The organism is Tessaracoccus luoxuelianae, assembly GCF_055326245.1.
Genome location: NZ_JBUZNO010000006.1, coordinates 59,231 through 79,978, shown reverse-complemented (window position 1 = coordinate 79,978; position 20,748 = coordinate 59,231). Strand labels below are relative to the sequence as shown.

Below are 20,748 nucleotides of genomic sequence, written 5' to 3'. Positions count from 1 at the left end.
CCGTCCGTTCACCCGCGATTCACCCAGAGGAAATGCCCCGCTACCCGGGGTGCCTATCGTTCGGGATGGCCCTCCCCCGGCTAGACTGGCCGTTGGCTTTGACACACAAGGAGCACTGCACATGCGCACCAGCTACCACGAGGAGCTCGATTCGATCCTCGACAGCCTCGTCAATATGGCCGGACTCGTCGAGGTGGCGATCCGCGAAGGCTCCGAGTCGCTGCTGACGGCAGACCTGACCAAGGCCGAGTCCGTCATCAGCAACGACATCCAGCTGGACAAGATGCACGAGGAGATGGAGTACAAGTGCCTCTCCCTGCTGGCACTGCAGGCCCCCGTCGCCGGCGAGCTCCGCACCATCGTCTCGGCCATCCGCGTGGTGTTCGAGCTCGCCCGCATGGGCGACCTCGCCGCCCACGTGGCCAAGATCGCGCGCCTGCGCTACCCCGTCAGCGCCGTCCCGGAGCAGTTCGATGCGAGCTTCCGCGAGATGGCCGACATCGCCATCGAGATCGTCACCCTCGCCAGGCAGTCGCTGCAGGATCGCGACGCCAAGGGCGCCCACCGCCTGGTGGAGATCGACGAGCGGATGGACGTCCTGCGCCGCGAACAGTTCTCGATGATGCTGGCCGAAGGGACGGACATCTCCATCGAGGGCGCCGTCGACGTCGCGCTGCTGGGCCGCTACTACGAGCGCTTCGCTGACCACGCTGTCGCGGTGGGCCGGCGAGTGATCTACATCATCACCGGCGACGTGCCCGAGGGCGAGGACTGGCCCAACGCCTGACGGCGGCGGCCCCGCCTGTAGTGTTGCGCGCATGACCGCGAAGTTGATTTTGCTCCGCCACGGCGAGAGCGAGTGGAACGCCAAGAACCTGTTCACCGGCTGGGTGGACGTGGACATCAACGAGAAGGGCATCGGTGAGGCCAAGGCCGCCGCCGGACTGCTCCAGGCGGAGGACCTCCTCCCAGATATCCTGCACACCTCGCTGCTGCGCCGCGCCATCCACACCGCCTACCTGGCGCTGGACGGCTGCGACCGTCACTGGATCCCCGTCAAGCGCAGCTGGCGCCTCAACGAACGCCACTACGGGGCCCTGCAGGGCAAAAACAAGGCCCAGACGCTGGAGCAGTACGGCGAGGAGCAGTTCATGCTGTGGCGCCGCAGCTACGACACGCCGCCGCCGCTCATCGACGTCGACGACGAGTTCTCGCAGCACCACGACCCCCGCTACGCGGACATCCCCGAGGCGGACCGCCCGCGCACCGAGTGCCTCAAGGACGTCGTCGCGCGCATGCTGCCCTACTGGGAAGCGCACATCGTGCCGGACCTGGCCGAGGGCAAGACCGTGCTGGTGACGGCCCACGGCAACTCCCTGCGCGCGCTGGTCAAGCACCTGGACGGCATCTCGGACGAGGACATCGCCGGACTGAACATCCCCACCGGCATCCCGCTCTACTACGAGCTGGACGAGGACTACAAGCCGGTCACCCCGGGTGGTCGCTACCTGGACCCCGAGGCGGCCGCCGCCTCCATCGAGGCAGTGAAGAACCAAGGAAAGAAGTAGACCCGGCATCGCGCCTGGCGTAGGTGCAGGACTTGTGAGGCGATGACCGGGCGGCCCGTTGCGATTGGCCTTGGTGCCTCTCCCAAGTTCGGAGATGCCCGGGTGGCTTGAGGGCCGCCCGGGCATCTCTTCACAACTCCTGCACTGGTCCCAGCGTGGCGTGGCCGGGTCCGGGTGATGGCCGACGGGGCGGCCCTGGTGCGGCCCTGCTGAGGCGGGACGCCAGTCATGTGATCGTCGGGTTGGGCATCACTGCGCCGAGCCGCCCAGTCACCCAGCACCCTCATGCGCCTCCACAAGCCAGGTTGAGTAAGGGCGAGCCGCCAGACGAGCACTCCTGGAAACCATCCCTGATGGATCAGGCGCGGTGTGTGCCGGGGCCGCCGAACCGCTCCCTGAGGAGGGCCGCCCGCGAAGCGGCGTGGCCCGTCTCGAAGGGTCGTGACTATCACCTTCACGCGGATCTCATCGTCGTCCTAGAGTGGCCCCCATGAAGACAGCTGTGGTGACAGGGGCAAGTTCTGGGATCGGGGCAGCGACTGCGCGCCTCCTGGCGCGGGAGGGTTTCCGGGTGATCTGCGCCGCGCGTCGGGCAGACCGGATCGAGGCGCTGGCCACCGAGATCGGCGGGGTCGCCGTCGAGTGCGACATCACCAGTGACGACGACGTGGCCCGCCTCGCCGAGGCGGCGGGCGGAGCCCTCGATGTGCTGGTCAACAACGCCGGCGGCGCGCTCGGGCTGGAGCCAGTGAGCGACGCGGACCTGGACGCGTGGACGGCCATGCTGCAGACCAACCTGATCGGCACCACCCGCGTCACCAAGGCGCTGCTCCCCGCGCTGATCGCGGCCCAGGGTGTGATCGTGTTCGTGACCTCCACTGCCGCCGATTCCGGCTACGAGGGCGGCGCGGGCTACTGCGCAGCGAAGGCCGGGGAGCGCGCCGTCGTCGAATCCATGCGCCTTGAGCTCTTCGACGTCCCGGTCCGCATCACCGAGATCTGCCCCGGCATGGTGCGCACGGAGGGATTCTCCGTCACCCGCTTCGGGGGCGATGAGGACCGCGCCGCGGCCGTGTATCGGGGTGTCGCGGAGCCGCTCAGCGCCGAGGACGTGGCGGACGCGATCACCTGGATGGCCACCCGCCCGTCGCATGTGAACATCGACAGGCTGACCATCCGCCCGCGGGCGCAGGCCGCCCAGCACAAGGTGTACCGCGAAGGTCAGTGACTGCGGCGACGCATCCGATCGAGCCAGGACCGGTGGCTCTCATCACCGTGCTCATCCTCCGCTAGGACGCCTTCATCGGCTACCTCGACCTCCGGGCGCCTCGTGCGGCGCAGCCGCACCAAGGCGCTGAAGAACTGGGCGGAGCGCTCGGACTCGCTCGCCACCACCCGACCGTCGGCCGTGGCCCACTCGACCTCGTCAGCTGACCGCTCCCCCGTCCTGATGTCGATCAGGTCTCCGAGGTAGCGCAGGACGACGGCGATGGCTGCAGCCACGGGAACGGCCAGGAAGGCGCCGATGATGCCGAACCAGACGCTGCCGAGCACCACAGCGAGCAGCACGACCACGGGGTGAAGCTTCATCACCTTGGACTGCAACAGTGGCTGCAGGATGTTGCCCTCCAGCTGCTGCACTAGGAGGATCAGGCCCAACACCAGGGCGGCGGTGGTGAACCCGTTGGAGACGAGCGCCACCAGGACTGCGAAGGCGCCGGCGGTCACTGCTCCCACCATGGGGATGAAGCCCGCGATGAAGGTGATCACGGCCAGCGGGAACGCAAGGGGGACGCCGAGCAGTGCCAGGCCGAGCCCGATGAAAAGAGCGTCAACGAAGCTGACGATGGCCTGAGTGCGGATGTAACCGGAGACGGTGCCCCAGAGCCTGGTCAGGAGCTCGGTGGCATGGAATCCTGCTCGCCGACCCACCACCCTCCGGGTCCAGCCCAGGAAGCTCGCGCCGTCCTTGAGGAAGAAGAAGGTCAGCACCATCATCAGCAGGAGCGTGATGACGACGTTGCCGACGCTGCCGCCGATGCTGAGCGCCTGAGAGAAGATCTCACCGGCTCGGGACTGCAGGTAGTCCAGCCCCTGCGTGATCCAGGTGTCGAGCTGCTCGTCCCGCAGGTTGAGCGGCGGCCCCGCCGCCCACTCCTGAAGGCGCCGGACGCCCTGCACCGCCTGCGAGGACAACTCGGGCCACTGCTTGGCCACGCTCGGCGCGATGCTGGCGATCAGCCCGGCGATGATCCCCACGCCTCCGAGCAGCGAGATCGCCGCCCCGAGCGCATAGGGCACCCCGACGCGCTTGAGCGCCGCGGTGGCCGGCCACAGCACCGAGGTGAGCAGGAGCGCGAGCACCAGCGGGAGCACACCGTCCCAGAACTGGGCGAAGACCCAGCCGAACGCGGCGAGCGCGAGCGCGATGAGGAGGAACCGGCCCGCCCACAGGGCGAGCCAGCGTCCGCCCTGGCCGATCACGTCAGCGCGGTCCACGGGCTCCGCCGGATCAGGTGTGAGCAGCGCGTCACTCGGATGTCCAGGCCGCGGGTCCGGGACGGAATCGGCCGTCAGGTCCGGGTGCGGCGCGTCGTGTCCCTTCTGGTCCGCTGTGCTGTTCTGGGGCGCCGAGGCGCCACCTTCCCTCTGATCCTCGTGGTGGGTCACCCATCCTCCTTGCGTTCGCGGGCCGGTGTGACTGGCGCCGGTCTGCCGCTCAGCGTACCGGGCACGCCGGAGGTGGCGGATCAGGCGGCTTCGCGCAGGATCTGTGCCAGCTCGTCGCGGGTCAGGGTGATCGGATTGCCCTTCATGGAGCTGCCCTTCATGGCCGCCTCGACCACGGCGTCGTGATCCCCCTCGGCGAGGCCGAGCTCGGCCAGCCCAGGGAGGCGCAACTGGTCCTCCAAAGCGATGAGCCAGGCATCGAGCCGCTCGCCGACGAGGGCTGTGGGCGCTCCGTCGAACCGCTCACCGGTGATCGCTTCAGCCGCGACCGCGTACTTCGCCAACGCCGGGTTGTCCGGCTCGCGCTCCGCCATGGCGCGGATGTTGGTGCGGGTGGTGACCCGGAGGAGGGCCGCGCAGATGGCGCCGTGGGGCGCGCCGGTGGTGCCGCCCAGCGGACCGGCGAAGCCGTGGACGGCTCCCAGCTTCGCGTTGGCCAGCGAGAGGCCGCCCATGAGGGAGCAGAAGGCCATGTCGGTGCGCGCCTCCAGGTCCTCGCTCTCCGCGACGGCGCGGGCCAGGCCTCGCGCTGCGGCCCGCAGACCCGCGGTCGCGAGCGCGTCGACCATCGGGTTGGCGAACCGGGAGGTGAGCGGCTCCAGGCATTGGGTCAGGGCGTCCATGCCGGACTGCGCCGTCACCAGCGGGGGGCAGGTGAGCGTGAGCGCAGGGTCGACGATGGCCACCGTCGCCAGCATCGACGGTCCCCGCAACGACACCTTCACCCTGTGTTCGACGGAGGTGAGGACGGCGTTGGCCGTCACCTCGGAGCCGGTGCCGGACGTGGTGGGGAGCGCGATGAACGGCAGGGACTCGTGCGGGAGCGGGTGGCCGCCGCCGATCACCTCGGCGTGGTCCATCGGGTCGGTGTCGCCGGCCGCCAGGGCCGCGACGGCCTTCGCCAGATCCAGTACCGCTCCGCCGCCGATGCCGACGATGTGGTCCGCCTTGGCGGCACGTGCGGCGGCGACCGCGGCGCGGGCGTCGTCGAAGCTCGGCTCACCGGTGAGCGCGAAGGAGCCGACGTCAGAAATGTCGCGGAGGACCTCGGCGTGTCGGTGGGTGTTGCGGCCGGTGATGACGAAGGGTCGCTCGCCGAGCCGTCGGCTGTGCTGAGGGAGTTCAGCCGCCACCCCCGCCCCGAACCGGATCGACGTGGCGGTGGCGAAGGTGAACTCGGTCATGCCTCCAGCGTGCCAGACCGACGGCAGACGAAGGCCCCGTCGCCCGGAAGAACTCCAGGGCGACGGGGCCTTCGGTGTATGTCAGCCGGTGACGAAGAAGGCGTCTTCGATCGCGTCCGCGTAGGCCTGCTGGCCGAGGGCGGTCGGGTGAAGCGGCACTCCCTCGGTAGCAAAGATGAATTCGTTCGGAGCAGTACAGATCCCTGCGGGGACATCGACGTCGACGTAGACCGCGCCACTGGCCATTGCGACACCGCGGATCACCGCATTCAGCCCTGCCACGGCCAGGTCCGCTTCATGGAGGAGTCCCGGGTCGATCTCGGGCATACCCTCCAGCTCAAGAGCAGGGCAGTAGTACATGTCAGTTGCGACCTCCATAGGTTGGAAGACCTGCGGATATCCGGTCACGAAAATCGTGGCTTTCGGCGCCTGGGCCCTCAAAGCTCCAATGAGTGCGGAGAGGTTGCCAGCCACCCCTGGAAGAGCAGACCGAGCCACTTCGATGGCAGCCTCGCAATAGTCCGGAGCACCGGCGCAAGTCTGAGCGACGGAGATAAAGCCGACGTCGTTGCCGCCGACCGTCAAGGTGATCTGGTCAACCGACTCGGGCACCTTCGGGACCTGGTTCATGAGCACTTGCTCGGTCGTGGCCCCAGAGGAGGCGAGGAACGCCACCCTGTTCCACTGGCCGGCAAGCAGAACTGGGTAGGCCTCGGCTGTGCGACCGGACTTGGCCGCCCCGGGCAGGAGGGTCTCGTTACCGACTCCAGCGGCGTAGGAGTCACCGAGGGCCGCGTAGCTCCCCCGGTTGATCGTGGTCGGCCCTGCGGTGGCCGGGGTGATGGTGGTGGCTGCGAGGAGGAGCCCCGCTGCGAGGGCCAACCCCTTGGTGAGAAGTCGATGCTGCATGACTCGTGCCTTTCTAGCGACGATCCTGGCCACGGAACACTCCGACGGCTGAACTGTTGCCCGCACGTCGTCGTGCCGGCCGCCCTTGATCCCCCGCGACGCATCTCCGTGATGCGAACCTTACGCCTCAATGCGACGCCCCGTGACAGTGGGTGAGCACGAATCGCCGTCGGACTCGCACCCCACCGTCGACACGGTGCCCTGGCCACCGTCGAGGCGGCGTGTCGGGCACATGGGGGGCGCGCCAGGGGACAGCAACGGGCCCCGGAGTGCTGGCGCACCCGGGGCCCGTCGTCGTGTAGATGCGGTTGTCAGAGCTCGATGAGCGCCTGACCACCCTGGACCGCGTCGCCGGGAGCGACGAGGATGGCAGAGACAACGCCAGCCGCGGGGGCGGTGATCTCCGTCTCCATCTTCATGGCCTCGAGAAGCAGCAGGACCTGCCCGGCCTCGATCTCCTCGCCGACGGTGACCAGCACCCGCGCGACCGACCCCGCCAGGGGCGCCACGACGGCGTTGGAGCTGACGGCGGACACGGAGGCCTTCGTCGGAATGGGGTTGGCACCGGCGTTGACGCCGATGATGACCGGCCCCATCCCCTGGCGCTCCTCTTCCTCGACCTCGACATCGATCTCGTATTCCGTCTCGTTGACGGTGACCTTGAGTTTCATTGGTTCTCCTGTGGCTGTGTCAGCGGACGTGGGGGACGGACCGGTCGTGGACGCGGGCCCGGCTGGCCGCGGCCCACCTGGTCTGCGACCCGTAACGGATGGCGCGCACCTTGGCCTTGTGGCCGAAGTACGCGGCCACGGCGGCGCCGATGGCGATGATGTCCGCCTCGGGAATCTGGCGGCAGTCCTCGAGGGACTCCACCCGTGCCTCGAGGGCGGCAACCTTGTCCGTGAGGGCCGCGACAGCGTCGCGCAACTCCTGCAGTGTGGTGTCTTCCATCGCTATCCCCGATCAGGCCGGGCCGAGGCCGTGCTTCTTGGCGGGGCGCACTTCGCGCTTGCCGACGAGCAGCTCGAGCGCCATGGCGATCTCGCGTCGGGTGTCGGCGGGATCGATGATGTCGTCCACCAGGCCACGGCTCGCCGCCATGTAGGGGGTGGAGAACGTCTCGCGGTACTCCTCGACCAGTTCGGCGCGACGCGCCTCCTTGTCCTCGGCCGCGTCGATCTCGCGACGGAACACGACGTTGGCCGCGCCGGCAGCGCCCATCACGGCGATCTCCGCCGTCGGCCATGCGAACACCTTGTCCGCGCCGAGGTCCTTCGAACACATCGCCAGGTACGCGCCGCCGTAGGCCTTGCGCATCACGACGGTGATCTTCGGGACGGTGGCCGCGGAGTAGGCGTAGAGCATCTTCGCGCCGTGGCGGATGATGCCGTTGTGCTCCTGCGCCACGCCCGGCAGGAAGCCGGGGACGTCGACGAGGTTCACCACGGGGATGTTGAACGCGTTGCAGAAGCGGACGAACTTGCTGGCCTTGTCCGAGGAGTCGATGTCCAGCACGCCGGACATGACGCTCGGCTGGTTCGCGATGATGCCGATGGTGCGGCCCACGATCCGGCCGAAGCCCACCACGATGTTCTTCGCCCAGCCGGCCTGAACCTCGAGGAAGTCCGCGTGGTCCACGATCTCGGCGATGACCTCGCGCACGTCGTAGCCCTTGTTGGACTGCACGGGCAGGATGTTCCGGAGCTTCTCGTTGGGCTCCACCACGTCGTCGGGATCGACGATGGGGGCATCCTCGGTGTTGTTCTGCGGGAGGAAGCTCAGCAGCTTCTTGGCGATCAGGATGGCCTGCTCGTCGTCGTCGGCCACGAAGTGCACCACGCCGGAGCGTGCCATGTGCGCATCCGCGCCGCCGAGTTCGTCCTGCGACACGTCCTCACCGGTGACCTGCTTGATCACGCCGGGGCCCGTGATGAACATGTGGGCCTTGCGCGTCTGGATGATGAAGTCCGTCAACGCGGGCGAGTAGGCCGCGCCACCGGCGCACGGGCCGGCGATGATCGAAATCTGGGGCACCGCGCCTGAGAGCAGGACGTTGGCGTAGAACACCTTGCCGTAGCCGGAGAGCGAGTCGATGCCCTCCTGGACGCGGGCGCCGCCCGAGTCGTTGATGAAGATGAACGGCGTTCCGGTGGTCAGCGACGCCTTCAGGGTCTCAGTGACCTTGATGGAGTGCGCCTCGCCGGCGGAGCCGCCCATGACGGTGAAGTCCTGGCTGGCCAGGTGGACCGGGCGCCCCAGCACGTAGCCGGCGCCGGTGACCACTCCGTCGGCCGGCATGTCCGCCTTGTCCATCCCGAAGGTGGTGGTGCGGTTGCGGCGGAAGGCGCCGGTCTCCTGGAAGGAGCCGTCGTCGACGAGGGAGGCGATGCGCTCGCGCGCCGTCATCTTCCCCTTGTCGCGGTGCTTCTGCAGCTTGTCCTCGCCGCCACCGGCGTGGACGTGGGCGCGCTTCTCGGTGAGCTGATCGAGGCGCTCAGCCATGGTGTATTCCTTGGGCATCTGCTTGCTCCTCAGACTGGCTCGACGGCGACGTGGTGCTCGCGGCCGGCGAGCGTCACCTTGTACTTGATGGGACCGGTGATGCCCTGGTGGCTCGCAGCGGCTACCTTCTCGGTGTTGAGCTGCTCCGGCGTCTTCGCCACGCTCTTGGGGCCTTCAGCGCGGGTCTTGAAGAACGCCGGCGCAACGCCCGGGAACATGGCGTTGGTGAGCACGTCCTCCTCGGAGCCTTCGAAGCCCTCGAGCGCCTCGGCCTGCGTGTGGAGGCTGTCCCATTCGGGCTTGAGGTAATCAGCGGGTCGGCCGGTGATGATGTCCTTCTTGGTCTGCTTCTGGGCCAGCTCGATGACCTCGGGGTTGCGGTCGCCGAGGCACTCGCCGTAGTAGCCGAGCATGAGGTCCGCGAACTCGCCCGTCATCACCTTGTAGCGGCCCATGAGGACGTTGAACACAGCCTGGCTGCCCACGATCTGCGACGACGGGGTGACCAGCGGCGGGTGGCCGGCGTCTGCCTTGACCCTGGGGACCTCTTCCATGACCTCGCGGATGCGGTCTCCCGCGCCCTGGGCCCGCAGCTGGGACTCCATGTTGGAGAGCATGCCGCCGGGAATCTGGGACAGGAAGATGTCGGTGTCCACCAGGGTGGCGGACTCGAATTCCTTGTACTTGGGGCGCACGCCCGCGAAGTGGTCGCGGATCTTGAGGAGGCGCTCCATGTCCAGGTCCGTGGTGTATTCGGTGCCCTCGAGCATCGCTACGAGCGACTCGGTGGGGTTGTGGCCGGGGCCGAGCGACATCGACGAGATGGCCGCGTCCACGACGTCCGCGCCGGCCTCGATGGCCTTCATCAGCGACACGAGGGTGACGCCGGTGGTGGCGTGGCAGTGCACGTTGATCTGCACGTCGCCGTAGGTTTCCTTGATGCCGCGGATGATGTCGTAGGCGGGCTGCGGCTGCAGCAGGGCGGCCATGTCCTTCAGGGCGATGGACTCGGCGCCCATGTCCAGCAGCTGGCCGGCGAGCTTGATGTAGCCGTCGACGGTGTGCACCGGGGACATCGTGTAGCAGATGGTGCCCTGGGCGTGCTTGCCCACCTTCTTCACCGCAGCCATGGCGTGGGCCATGTTGCGGGGGTCGTTGAGGGCGTCGAAGACGCGGAAGACGTCCATGCCGTTCTCGGCGGACTTCTCCACGAACTTCTCCACCACCATGTCCTCGTAGTGGCGGTAACCGAGGAGGTTCTGGCCGCGCAGCAGCATCTGCAGGCGCGAGTTGGGCATCAACTCGCGGAAGGTGCGCAGACGCTTCCAGGGGTCCTCGTTCAGGAATCGGATGCACGCGTCGAACGTCGCGCCACCCCAGCATTCGACTGACCAGTAACCAGCCTGGTCGATGTCCTCGCAGGCGCCGACCATGTCCTCCATGGCCATGCGGGTCGCCATCAAACTCTGATGCGCGTCTCGGAGTACAAGCTCCGTCACGCCGATCTTTCGGGCTGTCATGGGGTAATACAACCATGCTCCCCGGCCCCCAGGAACGGCACCCCCGAGATAATCGGTCCGACCAACCCCCTGTAAGCTTGAGGACTATTCCTGTGCGCCCGTCGCACCTAGTCGAGCGGGCACTGGGGCGGTCTACGGCAGGACCACCAGCACGTGTCCACCGGCCGTTGTGAGACCGCCTCGAAGGACTCTCCCACCGCCTCCGCTTGCTCGCGCATGGCACAGCACGAGACGGGGCCGCCCGAAGGCGACCCCGTCCCGCTAGTGGTAATGCCAGGCCGGGCGTCATGACGCCCTGCCCTGAAGTTGAACCTATCGGCGAAGCTGGTCGTTCTCGATCAAGCCGCCGGGGCCTTCATTGGCCTTACCGATGGTCTCTTGATGCTGATATGCGCAGCCCATACTTTGCCTCCCGAAATGTAGCTAACAGGACATGGACCACGGTACCCCTCCCCTCCAAGCAAGGGAAGGGTTCCAGCATCATCGGGGTGGCCGGCCGAGTCCCGGGGCACCGTTCGAGCACGCCCCAGACCCGGCGCTGCCAACCTCAGATGGCGCGCAGCTGGAACGCACTCCACGTGGCGCATACCGCGTTCACGTGGTCGTCGACGAATGCGACGTGAGCCGGCGCCGCGAGGTAGTTGCGCCAGGCCTGCTCATCGGCGAACTCGGCGACGATTCCGACCTCCGCGTTACCGGGGTTGAGCCCCAGGTCCGAGCCTGAGCGGAAGGACTCGACGCCCTCGATCTTGGCGGGCAACTCGGCCATTGCGGCGATGAGGGCGCTGCGCTGCTCAGGCGTGGCGTCGGGGGTGAACGTCATGCTCCAGACGTGGGTGATCATGGTGTGCTCCTTGTGTCGGTGGTGGTCGCCGCAACGTGCAGCGGGTGGTTCGATGGGTGCTCAGGTCTTGCTGGGGTGCTCAGGTCAGGTTCTCCGCGGCGAGCCAATCGGCCGCGATCTCCGCGGGCGCGAGCTCCTCGTCGACGCTGCGTAGGTTGAGGCCGACTAGATCCTCCGCAGACATCGCCGCACTGATCGCGTTGATGATGCCGGCCGCTTCGTCGTCGATGTCATCGCTGGCCATCGGAACCACGTGGGAGGCGAGGAAGAGCCCCTCCGTGTCCTCCAAGCTGACCAGGTCGTTCTTCTGCATGGAGGGGTCAGCGGTGTAGATGATCGCGAGTTGGATGTCTCCATCCTGCAGCGCCTTCACCGTCAGGGGGCCGCCGCCGTCCTCGATGGGCGTGAAGGCCACATCGACGCCGTAGGTCGCCCTCAGGCCGCTGGGGCCGTTCGGACGGTTCTCCCCCTCGGAGTTCCCGCCCAACGTCAGCGGCTCGCTCACCTTCGCGAGGTCCGCGATGGTCTCCAGGCCCCACTGCTCGGCGAATGCCCGGGTGACGGTGTACGAGTCCTGGTCCGTGGCCGGGGACTGGTCCAACGCCCTCAGGCCCTCGGGTGTGGCCTCCTGCAGGGCGGCGTAGACCTCATCCGCCAACCGGGCCTGGGTGTCCGGCTCCCAGTACTGCAGCAGCGGCCCCGTGTACTCGGGGAACAGGTCGATGGCCCCGGACTCGATCTCCGGGACATACACCTCACGCTGGCCGATGCGGAACTCGCGGACGACCTCATGCCCGGCCGCTTCAAGCGCCTGGGCATAGATCTCGGCGACGATCTCGTTCGAGTAGTAATCCTGCGAGCCGATGACGATGGCCTCGGTCTCCCCGTTCGCGAGAGGCTCAGAGCCTCCGCAGGCGGTCAGGCCTGCGGCCGCTGCAAGGCCGACGGAGACGGCAGTGAGAGTACGGAGCAAGGGCATGGGTTTCCTTCGGTCAGGCGCCGGGGGCCGGCGTCTCGGTGAGCGTGACCGGCCTGGTCACGCTTGTGGCGAGGAGCCCGCCGATCGGGGAACACACCCAAGTCTATATATCGAATCGAGGTAACACGAATCGAGGTGTAGGGTGTGCTCGTGATCGAGTTGATGGTGCTGGGCTTCCTGGCAGAGGGACCGCTGCACGGCTACGAGCTGCGGCGTCGGATGGAGCGGCTGCACGGCTACGCACGCGCCATCAGCGATGGCACGCTCTATCCCGCGCTCAAGCGCCTGGAGGCGGCCGGCTTCGTGCGGCGGGACGATCCCTCCCCCGGTCGTGGGGCCGTGCAGCGGCAGACGTTGCGCCTGACCGGCGCCGGCTTGGAGGAGCTTCGGGCACGGCTGCGCGACGCCCGGGGCCACGACATCACCGACGGCGACCGGTTCTTCGTCGTCCTCGCCTTCCTGTCCAACGTCCCCGCACTGGCCGACCAGCACGGCGTGCTGCGTCGTCGGCTTGAGTTCCTGGAGGAGCCCGGGGTCGGCTTCTTCTACGACGGGGACCGCGCCCTCGGCTCCGAGGAGATCGGCGACCCCTACCGTCGCGGCATCATGCTGACCGCCCGCGCGACCAGCCGCGCGGAGCGCGCATGGCTCCGCGAGACCTTGGAAGCCGCCCGATGACACCCCCCACGATGCGCGCCATGGTGCTTGAACGCCCCGGCCCTGTCTCGAACCTCCGACTTCGGGAGCTCCCCGTCCCGGAGCCCCGTCCAGGCTGGGTTCGCATCCGCGTCCACGCGTTCGGGCTGAACCGCTCAGAGCTGCACACCCGTCTGGGGCTCGCCGAGGGCGTCACCTTCCCACGGGTCCTCGGCATCGAAGCCACCGGGGTGGTCGACTTCGCGCCCGGGGGCGAGTTCGAGCCGGGACAGCAGGTCGTGACCATGATGGGCGGCATGGGGCGCGTCTTCGACGGCGGCTACGCCGAGTACACCTGTGTGCCCGCCGGCCAGGTGATCGCGTTTCGTTCGGACCTGGGCTGGGCCACCCTCGCCGCCCTGCCCGAGATGCTCCAGACCGCGTACGGGTCCCTCACTGTGGGCCTGGATCTGCAGCCGGGCCAATCACTCCTCATCCGGGGCGGGTCCTCATCGGTGGGGATGGCGGCCGCAGTCCTCGCCAAGCGACGAGGCGCGCTGGTGTTCGCCACCACCCGCGACCCGGCGAAGGCAGAGTCGCTTCGTGCCGTGGGAGTCGACCACGTGATCGTGGACGACGGCGAGGTCGCCGCGCAGGTGCACCGCATCCTGCCCGACGGGGTCGACGCGGCGCTGGAACTCGTGGGCACGCCCACGCTCCCGGACACCCTGCGCTCCACCCGGGTACATGGCGTCGTCTGCTTCACCGGCATGCTGTCGAACCAGTGGACCGTGCGCGACTTCTACCCCATCGACTACCTGCCCCGGGGGGTCCGGCTGACCGCGTACTCGGGGGAGGCCGACGACCTGCCCACGGAGGTTCTCCAGGGCTTCATCGACGATGTCGTCGCCGGCCGAGCCCTGGTCCCCCTCGACCGCGTCTTCACCCTCGACCAGATCCATCAGGCGCACACCGTGATGGAACAGGGAACCGCACGGGGCAAGCTCGTCGTCACGCTCTGAATGACCCGATGTCTGACCGCCGTCGGGTCAGCGCTGGGAGATGTCCTCCACCACGTCACCGGTGGTGCGGGCGTCCAGATCCCGGGCCACGTCGGCCTGCGCGATGACGCCGACGAGCCTCCCCCCGTCGAGCACGGGGACTCGACGCACCTGCCGCTCGCCCATGATGCGGGCGACCTTCTCGGCATCGTCGTCGACGTCCACAGTCACGACGGCGCCCGTCGCGACCTCCGCCACGGTCGCGCTGGACGGGTCCAGGCCCTCGGCGATGCCTCGGACCACGATGTCGCGGTCGGTGACCACACCCAGTAGGTGGTCGCCGTCGAGGATGGGGAGCGAGCCCACGTTGAGGTCCCGGAGCTGTTGCGCGGCCTCGGTGAGTGTCGCGGTGGGCGGCAGCGTCTCCGCTGGCGTGGTCATGATGTCTCGTGCTGTCTTCATCGTTCCTCCTACGGTGAGTGGCAGCCCTGACGGGCTGCCCACCTCCCTCGTACCCAGTGGGTGGAGATCCAAACGTCGGCGACGGCTGAGCGGGAGCGAGTCAACGCCAAGCGGCAGATCTGGTGGCGTAGTCGCCACCAAAAGCGCCTCCCAAGGATGGGCCGCGGCTAGCGCCGAACCCTCGAACGCTGAGCGGTGGATCTGGTGGCGTAGTCGCGACCAGAAGTGCCGGTCAAGGATGGGCCGAGGCTGGAGGCCGAACCCGCGAACGGTGAGCGGCAGATCTGGTGGCGTCGTCGCGGCGCTCGACGCAGTGCGCCAGGTGTTGTCCGTTCGCCTCACGGTGTTGTCCGCACTCCCCCATCACGAGGACAGCACGCGCTGGCGCGTGCAGGCTCGGACCGTGCATCGGCGAAAGAGCTTGACCCCAGCCCTCCTCACCCTGGCCAACTCCCAGGAGGGCGTCCTCACCACGCGCCAACTCATTGACGGTGGGCTCACCCGCGCGGTCATCGGCCGGATGGCCCGGTCTTGGGTCAACCCAGCGGACGGTCTGCACTGCATCAAGGAACCCACGTGGCAGGCCGTCGCCTGGGCAGGGCTGCTGCGCGGCGGTGAGTCGGCCATCCTCGGAGAGGACGCCGCGGCGCATCTTCACGATGCCGTCCGCGACGCGCCGTCGCGGATCGCGGTCTGGGCCGAGGCCAGACGCGACGGCTTCACCGTCGGGCAGTGGACCGTGGTGTACCGACGGGGGACGAGGAAGGGGATGGGCAGCCCCCCACGGACGTCTGTGGAGACGAGTCTCGTCGATCTGGCCCGGGTCAGTTCTGAGGACGCGACTGTCGCGGCGGTGGCCCGTGCCCTCGCGCAGGGCCGGACGCTGCCAGCCAGGATCCTCACCGCGCTCGCCGCACGGCAACGGACCAGGCACTCGGCCGTCCTCAAGGAACTCTGCAGCCATGCCGGCCAAGGCATCGAGAGCGCCCTCGAATGGCGCTTCCAGACCCAGGTGCTGCTCCCACACGGGCTGCCGATGCCCGAGAAGCAGGTACCCACCGTCGTCGGCCGCGGGGACGCGTTGTACCGAGACGCGCTGCTCGCCGTCGAGCTCGACGGCATGCGGGATCACACCGAATGGTCCAAGGACATGGCCCGCGACAACGAACGCCTCGTCGCGGAGGACACCGCCACCCTGCGCTACGGGTGGCAGGCGGTGACGCTCGAAGCGTGCGCCGTCGCGGCTCAACTGGCCGATGCGCTGAGCGCGCGGGGCTGGGAAGGGGAGCGGCTCGACTGCCCACGCTGCCCTCCCGCCAAGGATGCGGATCTGGTCGCGTAGTCGCCACCACAAGTGCCGGCTAAGGATCGGCCCGCGGTCGACCGGGGGGCCCGGAAATGCTGAGCGGCGGATCTGGTCGCGTAGTCGCCACCAGATCCGCCGCCCAAGAGATTGGCTGATCAGCTGCTGAGCATGACCTGTCCGCCGGTGACCGGGATGGCCTGGCCGGTCTCGTACGCCTGCTCGACGATGTAGTACACCGCCCGCATGACATCCGCGCCGGTGGTGCCGCGACGCATCGGGACCTTCGCCTCGTAGAACTCGCGCACCTCCGCGACCGTGGTGGCGCCGGGGACCTTGCCGGAGCGCAGGTACTGCGCGAACAGCCCGCGGTCGGGGTCGGACCACAGGGGGCCGTCGTAGAAGTTGCCCGGGCAGATGGCGTTGACCTTCACGCCGTGCTCGACGAGCTCCAGCGCGAAGCTCTGCACCAGGCCGATTCCGCCGAACTTCGAGCCGGCGTAGGCGCCGTTCTTGTTCGAGCCCACCAGGCCGGACTTCGAGTTGATCTGGACGATGTCGGTCATCCAGCCGGGCGCCGCCTTGTGCTGGGCGGCCAGCAGGCGGCCCAGGTGCTTGGTGACGAGGAAGAACGCCGTGTAGTTGATGTCCGTGGTCAGCGCGAACGCGGACAGGTCCTGCTCCAGCACTCCCCCGGCGCGGACGATGCCCGCGTTGGAGATCACCAGGTCGAGCCCGCCCGTGGTGGCAGCAATCTGCTCCGCCATCGCCGCGACCGAGGCCTCGTCCGCCACGTTGACGGTGATCGCCGCGGAACGGTCGCCCAGCTCGGCGGCCAGGGCCGCCGCGCCGTCGCCGTTGAGGTCGGCGATGTAGACGAACGCGCCGGAGTCGACGAGCCCGCGCACGATCTCCGCGCCGAAGCCCTGCGCGCCGCCTGTGACCACGGCCACCTTCCCCGAGACGACGGCGGACCGCGAGGCCGCGCTGCGCGCCTCCGCCGAGCGTGCGCCGGGCAGCGGGGTGAGATCGCCGAGGGTCCGCGCCGAGAAGGCGTGGCGCTCCCCCGCCACCTCGACGACGACGTCGCCGGGGAGGGGTATGTCGGCGTCGGCGAGGGCCTGGGGCAGGTCTGCGATCGAGGAGACCTTCATAGGCTTCGAGGCCGACTGCGTCGGCACCTCAGCCAGCGACGTCACGAGGACCGGGATGCCGTGCCTCGCCAGGTAGGCGCCCCGGACCACCGGGGCGATGTCGACGATGCTCATGAAAGAGCCCTCCTCAGTTGACTGACACTTTCCTCGACGGTGGTCTCACCGGCCACGAGGGCCCGGCCGAGCGCGCCGTAGCGCGCCACCCGGTCCGTCAACCGCAGGACCGCCAGCGGCGAATCCGGCGAGAACAGGCCCAGCGACGCCGACTCGTTGGCGAGCTGCTCGTGCGCGACCATCGCCCAGGTGGCGTCGTTGAGATGCGCCAGCTCGGGGCGCTGCAGCTCGGGGCAGTTGAAGACCTGTCGGGGCGTGTTGATGTCCACCCCGGAGACCTCCAGCATCCCATGCTCGGCGGCCAGCTCGGCCACGCGGGCCATCTGCTCGGCAGTGTTGCGCGGCGGCATGTAGGTGATGGCCGGCATGCCCATGCGTTCCAGCTCGACGAACAGCTCCTCCAGGAAGTCGTCCTCGAACTTCTCCGCCTTCTTGTCCCCCGTCGGCGACGCGGTGACGTCGCCCAGGTAGGCGTAGCACGGGATGGCGCCCACGGACTTGGCGAAGGCGATCACATCCGCCATGCTCGGGCACTCGCCGCCGTCCTCGAGACGCTCCGGGATCACGTAGATCTGGTCCAGGAACTCGGCCTTCATCACGCCCAGCAGGTCGAAGACCAGGTGCGGGTTGTCCGGATCCGCCAGCTGGTCCGCGACCTTGCCGGAGAGCGACAGGCCCATCTCGGCCAGGCCGTCGACCAGGGACTGCCCCGGCCCGAAGCGCTCGATGAGCTTCGAGGCCATGGCCGCCAGGAGGTGACGCTCGGTCACCGTCCCGCCGCGCAGGAACTGCGACCGCTCGACGATGTCCTCCTCCAGGTCGATCAGCGGCGCGCCGAGGCGGCCGAGGATCTCGTTGGCCCGCTCTACCATCGCGGCGGTGCGCTTGAGCCGCGCGTCGCGGATGGGCACCAGGTACTCGGCCACCTTGTCGCGCGACGAGGCGGGAATGCCCTGCACCGTCATGTAGGCGATGCCCGCGGTGTCCGGGTTGTTCAGCTTGCGGGTGTGCATCGGCGCGTTGCCCGAGGCCACCTCGTCGGCGGTGTGCACGTAGACGCGGCACTCGAAGCCGGTCACCGCGCCCATGCCGAGCAACGAGGCCGCCTCCGCCATCTCCGCGGCGGCCGCCCCGGAGTCGTGGTCCACCGAACCCACCACCATCAGACCGGCCTCACGTGCCCGCAGCGCGGCCATCGCCGGCGTGTACGGGCTGAAGCTGTAGATGGTGTGGACGTGGTTGTTGGACTCGGTGACGAGCTCCGGGAACTCCGGGCCGTCCTGCAGGTACTCCCGCAGGGCGGCCAGGCGCTCGGCCGGCATGGCCGTCGGATCGTTGATCACGTCGCGTGACATGTCTCAGAGCCCCAGCCGGGAGCGACGCGCCAGCTCGGCGTTGGTCTGGTTGGTGGTGGGCACGTGACCCTTGAGCGGGAGGATCCGCTCGTGGATGGCGTCGATCAGCCAGTCGGGCTGGGGGAAGAACTCCTTCTCCAGCTCGGCTGCCGGGGTGATCGCGTTGCGCGAGCCCACCACGGTGACGGGGGCGTCGAGGTGGTCGAACGCCAGCGTCTGGATGGACGAGGCCACGTTGTGCAGGAAGGACCCGCGGTCCACCGCGTCCGAGGTGAGCACGAGGCGTCCGGTCTTCTTCACGGACTCGACGATCGGGTCCAGGTTGAGCGGCGCGACGAAGCGGAGATCGATCACCTCGGTGGAGATGCCGTACTTCTCCTGAAGCAGGTCGGCGGCCTCCATCACGCGGTACAGCGTCGGGCCGATCACCGCGATGGTCAGGTCGGTGCCCTCGCGGCGCACCACCGGCTCGCCCTCGGGGACCTCGTAGTAGCCCTCCGGCACGCCGTCGGCCGCGAACTGCTCGGCCACGTCGTAGAGCAGCTGGGACTCGAAGAACATCACCGGATCCGTGCCGCGCAGCGCCAGGTTCATCATGCCCTTGGCGTCGTACGGGGTGGAGGGGTAGTAGACCTTGAGCCCGGGCATGTGGGCCACGAGCGCGGACCAGTCCTGGGAGTGCTGGGCGCCGTACTTGGAGCCCACGGACACGCGCATGACCAGGGGCATCGTGAGGAGGCCGGCGGACATGGACTGCCACTTGGCGGCCTGGTTGAAGATCTCGTCGCCCGCGCGGCCCAGGAAGTCGCAGTACATCAGTTCGACGATGGCGCGGCCACCCGAAAGGGCGTAGCCGACGCCGGCGCCGATGATGGCGGCCTCCGAGATGGGCGAGTTGAACAGGCGGTGGTACGGCAGCATCTCGGTGAGCCCGCGGTAGACGGCGAACGCGCCGCCCCAGTCACGGTTCTCCTCGCCCCAGCCGGCCATCGTCGGGTCGGTGGCGAAGCGGTGCGCCACGGCCTCGAACAGAGCGTCGCGGTAGGAGTAGGCCTTGGCCTTGGAGACGGGCTTGCCGTTCTCGTCGGTGGCCTTGCGCACCTTGTTCTTCAGCGACTTGACGCGGGCGTTCTCCTCCAGCGGCTCGAGCAGCTCGGGCTTGCCCTCGGCCATGGCCTCCACGTTGCCGTTGGAGAACATGACGGTCTCGATGAAGTCCATGCCGACGCGGGGGCTGGACTCCTCGTCCTTCGTCGCGATGGCGATGATCTTGGTGAGGCGCTCGTCGAACTTCGCCTGGATGTCGTCGACCTCGGTCTGGCTGAGCACCTTGTTCTCGACGAGGTAGGCCGCGTAGTTCTTGAGGCCGTCGTGGGTCTCCCACAGCTCCACCTCCTCGCGGGTGCGGTAGCTGGAGGCGTCCGACGGCGAGTGGCCGGAGAAGCGGTAGGTGATGGTGTCGGTGAGGACCGGGCCCTTGCCGGACTCGAGGATCTGGCGCTTCCGGGCGACGGCGTCGGCCACGGCGAGCGGGTTCAGTCCGTCGACGCGCTCCGAGTGCATCGCCTCGGGGTTCACGCCTGCACCGACGCGGGCCAGGATGTCGTAGCCCATGGTCTCGCCGGAGGTCTGGCCGCCCATGCCGTAGAAGTTGTTGAAGAAGTTGAACCAGATCGGCGGGTTGCCGTCGACGCCGTGCTTCCACAGGGTGCGGTACTGGTCCATGGCGGCCATCATCATGGCCTCCCACACCGGGCCGCAGCCCATCGACGCGTCGCCGATGTTGGCGATCACGATGCCGGGCTGGCGATTGATCCGCTTGAACAGCGCCGAGCCGGTGGCGATGTCGGCCGAGCCGCCGACGATGGCGTTGTTGGGCATGGAACCGAAGGGCGCGAAGAAGGCGTGCATGGAGCCGCCGAGGCCGCGGTTGAACCCGGCCTTGCGGGCGAAGGTCTCCGCCACGGTGCCGTAGAGGATGAAGTTCTCGGCCAGGTCCAGCAGGCCGTCGTGGCCCACCTTCTCCGCGAAGCCGAGGGTCTCGCCGTCGAGGAAGGTCTTCATGATGTTCTCGAGCTCGGCCGGGTCGAGCTTGCGGGCCGCGGAGTAGCACTTGGCGAGGATCTCGCCGTGGCTGCGGTGCGAGCCGAAGAGGAAGTCGGTGGGGTCAAGCTGCGAGGCCTGGCCGACGACGGCAGACTCCTGCCCGATGGAGAGGTGCGCCGGGCCGCGGTGGTTGTACTCCACCCCGTTCCAGGCGCCGGTGGTCTTGATCGAGTTCAGCATGGTCTCGAACTGACGCACGGCGATCATGTCGTGGAGGATGTCCACCAGACCGTCCTTGCCGTGGGTCTCGAGCTCAGCGGCGAAGTTGGGCTTGTACTGGTTGACGGGGATGTCGGGCGTGGTGATGAACGACGCCGAGCGGACGTTGCTCGGATCGACGACGAGGGTGCGTGGCATGTGTGACTGCTCCTAGCTTTCTGG

At 68.4% G+C, this 20,748-nt stretch carries 19 protein-coding genes; 6 read left to right on the top strand and 13 right to left on the bottom strand.

The window, feature by feature from the left end; all coding sequences use genetic code 11:
• Positions 1 to 121: 121 nt before the first annotated feature.
• The 3 genes from phoU (at position 122) to ACZK39_RS10345 (ending at position 2,796) form a co-directional block, all read left to right on the top strand.
• Positions 122 to 787, top strand: a complete 666-nt coding sequence (gene phoU, locus ACZK39_RS10355) for a phosphate signaling complex protein PhoU (protein WP_463613269.1) — start codon at positions 122 to 124, stop codon at positions 785 to 787.
• A 31-nt stretch (positions 788 to 818) separates the two neighbouring features.
• On the top strand, positions 819 to 1,568 hold the full coding sequence (locus ACZK39_RS10350; protein WP_182781695.1) for a phosphoglyceromutase: 750 nt from the start codon (positions 819 to 821) through the stop codon (positions 1,566 to 1,568).
• A gap of 490 nt (positions 1,569 to 2,058) precedes the next feature.
• Positions 2,059 to 2,796 (top strand): SDR family oxidoreductase, encoded by a 738-nt coding sequence (locus ACZK39_RS10345; RefSeq protein WP_463613268.1) that lies wholly within the window; start codon positions 2,059 to 2,061, stop codon positions 2,794 to 2,796.
• On the opposite strand, the gene ACZK39_RS10340 is transcribed toward ACZK39_RS10345, so the two are convergent.
• The 9 genes from ACZK39_RS10340 to ACZK39_RS10300 all read right to left on the bottom strand — a co-directional run bounded on the left by ACZK39_RS10340 (position 2,790) and on the right by ACZK39_RS10300 (position 12,236).
• The gene (locus tag ACZK39_RS10340) at positions 2,790 to 4,238 is read right to left on the bottom strand and encodes an AI-2E family transporter (RefSeq protein WP_182781693.1); all 1,449 of its coding nucleotides are present in this window, start codon (positions 4,236 to 4,238) and stop codon (positions 2,790 to 2,792) included. The genes ACZK39_RS10345 and ACZK39_RS10340 overlap by 7 nt on opposite strands.
• Positions 4,239 to 4,318: 80 nt before the next feature.
• On the bottom strand, positions 4,319 to 5,482 hold the full coding sequence (locus tag ACZK39_RS10335) for an iron-containing alcohol dehydrogenase (RefSeq protein WP_463613267.1): 1,164 nt from the start codon (positions 5,480 to 5,482) through the stop codon (positions 4,319 to 4,321).
• 81 nt (positions 5,483 to 5,563) lie between these two features.
• Positions 5,564 to 6,424, bottom strand: coding sequence for an SGNH/GDSL hydrolase family protein (locus tag ACZK39_RS10330; RefSeq protein WP_463613266.1), 861 nt, complete (start codon positions 6,422 to 6,424; stop codon positions 5,564 to 5,566).
• 278 nt (positions 6,425 to 6,702) lie between these two features.
• Positions 6,703 to 7,062 carry a biotin/lipoyl-containing protein gene (locus ACZK39_RS10325; RefSeq protein WP_182781690.1) on the bottom strand — a complete coding sequence of 120 codons (360 nt, stop codon included), beginning with the start codon at positions 7,060 to 7,062 and terminating at the stop codon, positions 6,703 to 6,705.
• A 19-nt stretch (positions 7,063 to 7,081) separates the two neighbouring features.
• The gene (locus ACZK39_RS10320) at positions 7,082 to 7,342 is read right to left on the bottom strand and encodes a hypothetical protein (RefSeq protein ID WP_182781689.1); all 261 of its coding nucleotides are present in this window, start codon (positions 7,340 to 7,342) and stop codon (positions 7,082 to 7,084) included.
• 12 nt (positions 7,343 to 7,354) lie between these two features.
• Positions 7,355 to 8,911, bottom strand: a complete 1,557-nt coding sequence (locus tag ACZK39_RS10315; protein WP_182781688.1) for an acyl-CoA carboxylase subunit beta — start codon at positions 8,909 to 8,911, stop codon at positions 7,355 to 7,357.
• A gap of 11 nt (positions 8,912 to 8,922) precedes the next feature.
• On the bottom strand, positions 8,923 to 10,413 hold the full coding sequence (locus ACZK39_RS10310) for a methylmalonyl-CoA carboxytransferase subunit 5S (protein ID WP_463613265.1): 1,491 nt from the start codon (positions 10,411 to 10,413) through the stop codon (positions 8,923 to 8,925).
• 547 nt (positions 10,414 to 10,960) lie between these two features.
• Positions 10,961 to 11,257, bottom strand: a complete 297-nt coding sequence (locus ACZK39_RS10305; protein ID WP_463613264.1) for a Dabb family protein — start codon at positions 11,255 to 11,257, stop codon at positions 10,961 to 10,963.
• A 79-nt stretch (positions 11,258 to 11,336) separates the two neighbouring features.
• On the bottom strand, positions 11,337 to 12,236 hold the full coding sequence (locus ACZK39_RS10300) for an ABC transporter substrate-binding protein (RefSeq protein ID WP_463613263.1): 900 nt from the start codon (positions 12,234 to 12,236) through the stop codon (positions 11,337 to 11,339).
• A gap of 150 nt (positions 12,237 to 12,386) precedes the next feature.
• On the opposite strand from ACZK39_RS10300, the gene ACZK39_RS10295 reads away from it, so the two are divergent.
• Entirely contained in the window at positions 12,387 to 12,914 is a 528-nt protein-coding gene (locus ACZK39_RS10295; RefSeq protein WP_463613262.1) for a PadR family transcriptional regulator, read from the top strand.
• Complete coding sequence (locus ACZK39_RS10290) at positions 12,911 to 13,894, top strand: zinc-binding alcohol dehydrogenase family protein (protein WP_463613261.1); 984 nt, start codon at positions 12,911 to 12,913, stop codon at positions 13,892 to 13,894. The genes ACZK39_RS10295 and ACZK39_RS10290 overlap by 4 nt, the downstream gene beginning before the upstream one ends.
• Positions 13,895 to 13,921: 27 nt before the next feature.
• Here the strand turns inward: ACZK39_RS10290 and ACZK39_RS10285 are convergent, their stop codons facing one another.
• Complete coding sequence (locus ACZK39_RS10285) at positions 13,922 to 14,335, bottom strand: CBS domain-containing protein (protein WP_463613260.1); 414 nt, start codon at positions 14,333 to 14,335, stop codon at positions 13,922 to 13,924.
• A gap of 271 nt (positions 14,336 to 14,606) precedes the next feature.
• Between ACZK39_RS10285 and ACZK39_RS10280 the strand changes: the two genes are divergently transcribed.
• Positions 14,607 to 15,677 (top strand): putative endonuclease domain-containing protein, encoded by a 1,071-nt coding sequence (locus tag ACZK39_RS10280; RefSeq protein WP_463613259.1) that lies wholly within the window; start codon positions 14,607 to 14,609, stop codon positions 15,675 to 15,677.
• 119 nt (positions 15,678 to 15,796) lie between these two features.
• Here the strand turns inward: ACZK39_RS10280 and ACZK39_RS10275 are convergent, their stop codons facing one another.
• Genes ACZK39_RS10275 through ACZK39_RS10265 form a run of 3 tightly spaced genes read right to left on the bottom strand, consistent with a single transcriptional unit; the run spans position 15,797 to position 20,724 of the window.
• Positions 15,797 to 16,906: an SDR family NAD(P)-dependent oxidoreductase gene (locus ACZK39_RS10275; protein WP_463613258.1), complete on the bottom strand. Its 1,110-nt coding sequence runs from the start codon at positions 16,904 to 16,906 to the stop codon at positions 15,797 to 15,799.
• Positions 16,903 to 18,261 carry a PHP domain-containing protein gene (locus tag ACZK39_RS10270; protein ID WP_463613257.1) on the bottom strand — a complete coding sequence of 453 codons (1,359 nt, stop codon included), beginning with the start codon at positions 18,259 to 18,261 and terminating at the stop codon, positions 16,903 to 16,905. Before ACZK39_RS10270 ends, ACZK39_RS10275 begins: the two co-directional genes overlap by 4 nt.
• Before the next feature lie 3 nt (positions 18,262 to 18,264).
• Complete coding sequence (locus ACZK39_RS10265; protein WP_463613256.1) at positions 18,265 to 20,724, bottom strand: alpha-ketoacid dehydrogenase subunit alpha/beta; 2,460 nt, start codon at positions 20,722 to 20,724, stop codon at positions 18,265 to 18,267.
• Positions 20,725 to 20,748: the final 24 nt, after the last annotated feature.

Coding starts and splice junctions, on each gene's coding strand:
- ACZK39_RS10345 (WP_463613268.1), top strand. CDS start 2,059: ATGAAGACAGCTGTGGTGACAGGGGCAAGTTCTGGGATCGGGGCAGCG.
- ACZK39_RS10310 (WP_463613265.1), bottom strand. CDS start 10,413: ATGACAGCCCGAAAGATCGGCGTGACGGAGCTTGTACTCCGAGACGCG.
- ACZK39_RS10320 (WP_182781689.1), bottom strand. CDS start 7,342: ATGGAAGACACCACACTGCAGGAGTTGCGCGACGCTGTCGCGGCCCTC.
- ACZK39_RS10305 (WP_463613264.1), bottom strand. CDS start 11,257: ATGATCACCCACGTCTGGAGCATGACGTTCACCCCCGACGCCACGCCT.
- ACZK39_RS10285 (WP_463613260.1), bottom strand. CDS start 14,335: ATGAAGACAGCACGAGACATCATGACCACGCCAGCGGAGACGCTGCCG.
- ACZK39_RS10325 (WP_182781690.1), bottom strand. CDS start 7,062: ATGAAACTCAAGGTCACCGTCAACGAGACGGAATACGAGATCGATGTC.
- ACZK39_RS10335 (WP_463613267.1), bottom strand. CDS start 5,482: ATGACCGAGTTCACCTTCGCCACCGCCACGTCGATCCGGTTCGGGGCG.
- ACZK39_RS10350 (WP_182781695.1), top strand. CDS start 819: ATGACCGCGAAGTTGATTTTGCTCCGCCACGGCGAGAGCGAGTGGAAC.
- ACZK39_RS10290 (WP_463613261.1), top strand. CDS start 12,911: ATGACACCCCCCACGATGCGCGCCATGGTGCTTGAACGCCCCGGCCCT.
- phoU (WP_463613269.1), top strand. CDS start 122: ATGCGCACCAGCTACCACGAGGAGCTCGATTCGATCCTCGACAGCCTC.
- ACZK39_RS10315 (WP_182781688.1), bottom strand. CDS start 8,911: ATGCCCAAGGAATACACCATGGCTGAGCGCCTCGATCAGCTCACCGAG.
- ACZK39_RS10275 (WP_463613258.1), bottom strand. CDS start 16,906: ATGAGCATCGTCGACATCGCCCCGGTGGTCCGGGGCGCCTACCTGGCG.
- ACZK39_RS10265 (WP_463613256.1), bottom strand. CDS start 20,724: ATGCCACGCACCCTCGTCGTCGATCCGAGCAACGTCCGCTCGGCGTCG.
- ACZK39_RS10300 (WP_463613263.1), bottom strand. CDS start 12,236: ATGCCCTTGCTCCGTACTCTCACTGCCGTCTCCGTCGGCCTTGCAGCG.
- ACZK39_RS10270 (WP_463613257.1), bottom strand. CDS start 18,261: ATGTCACGCGACGTGATCAACGATCCGACGGCCATGCCGGCCGAGCGC.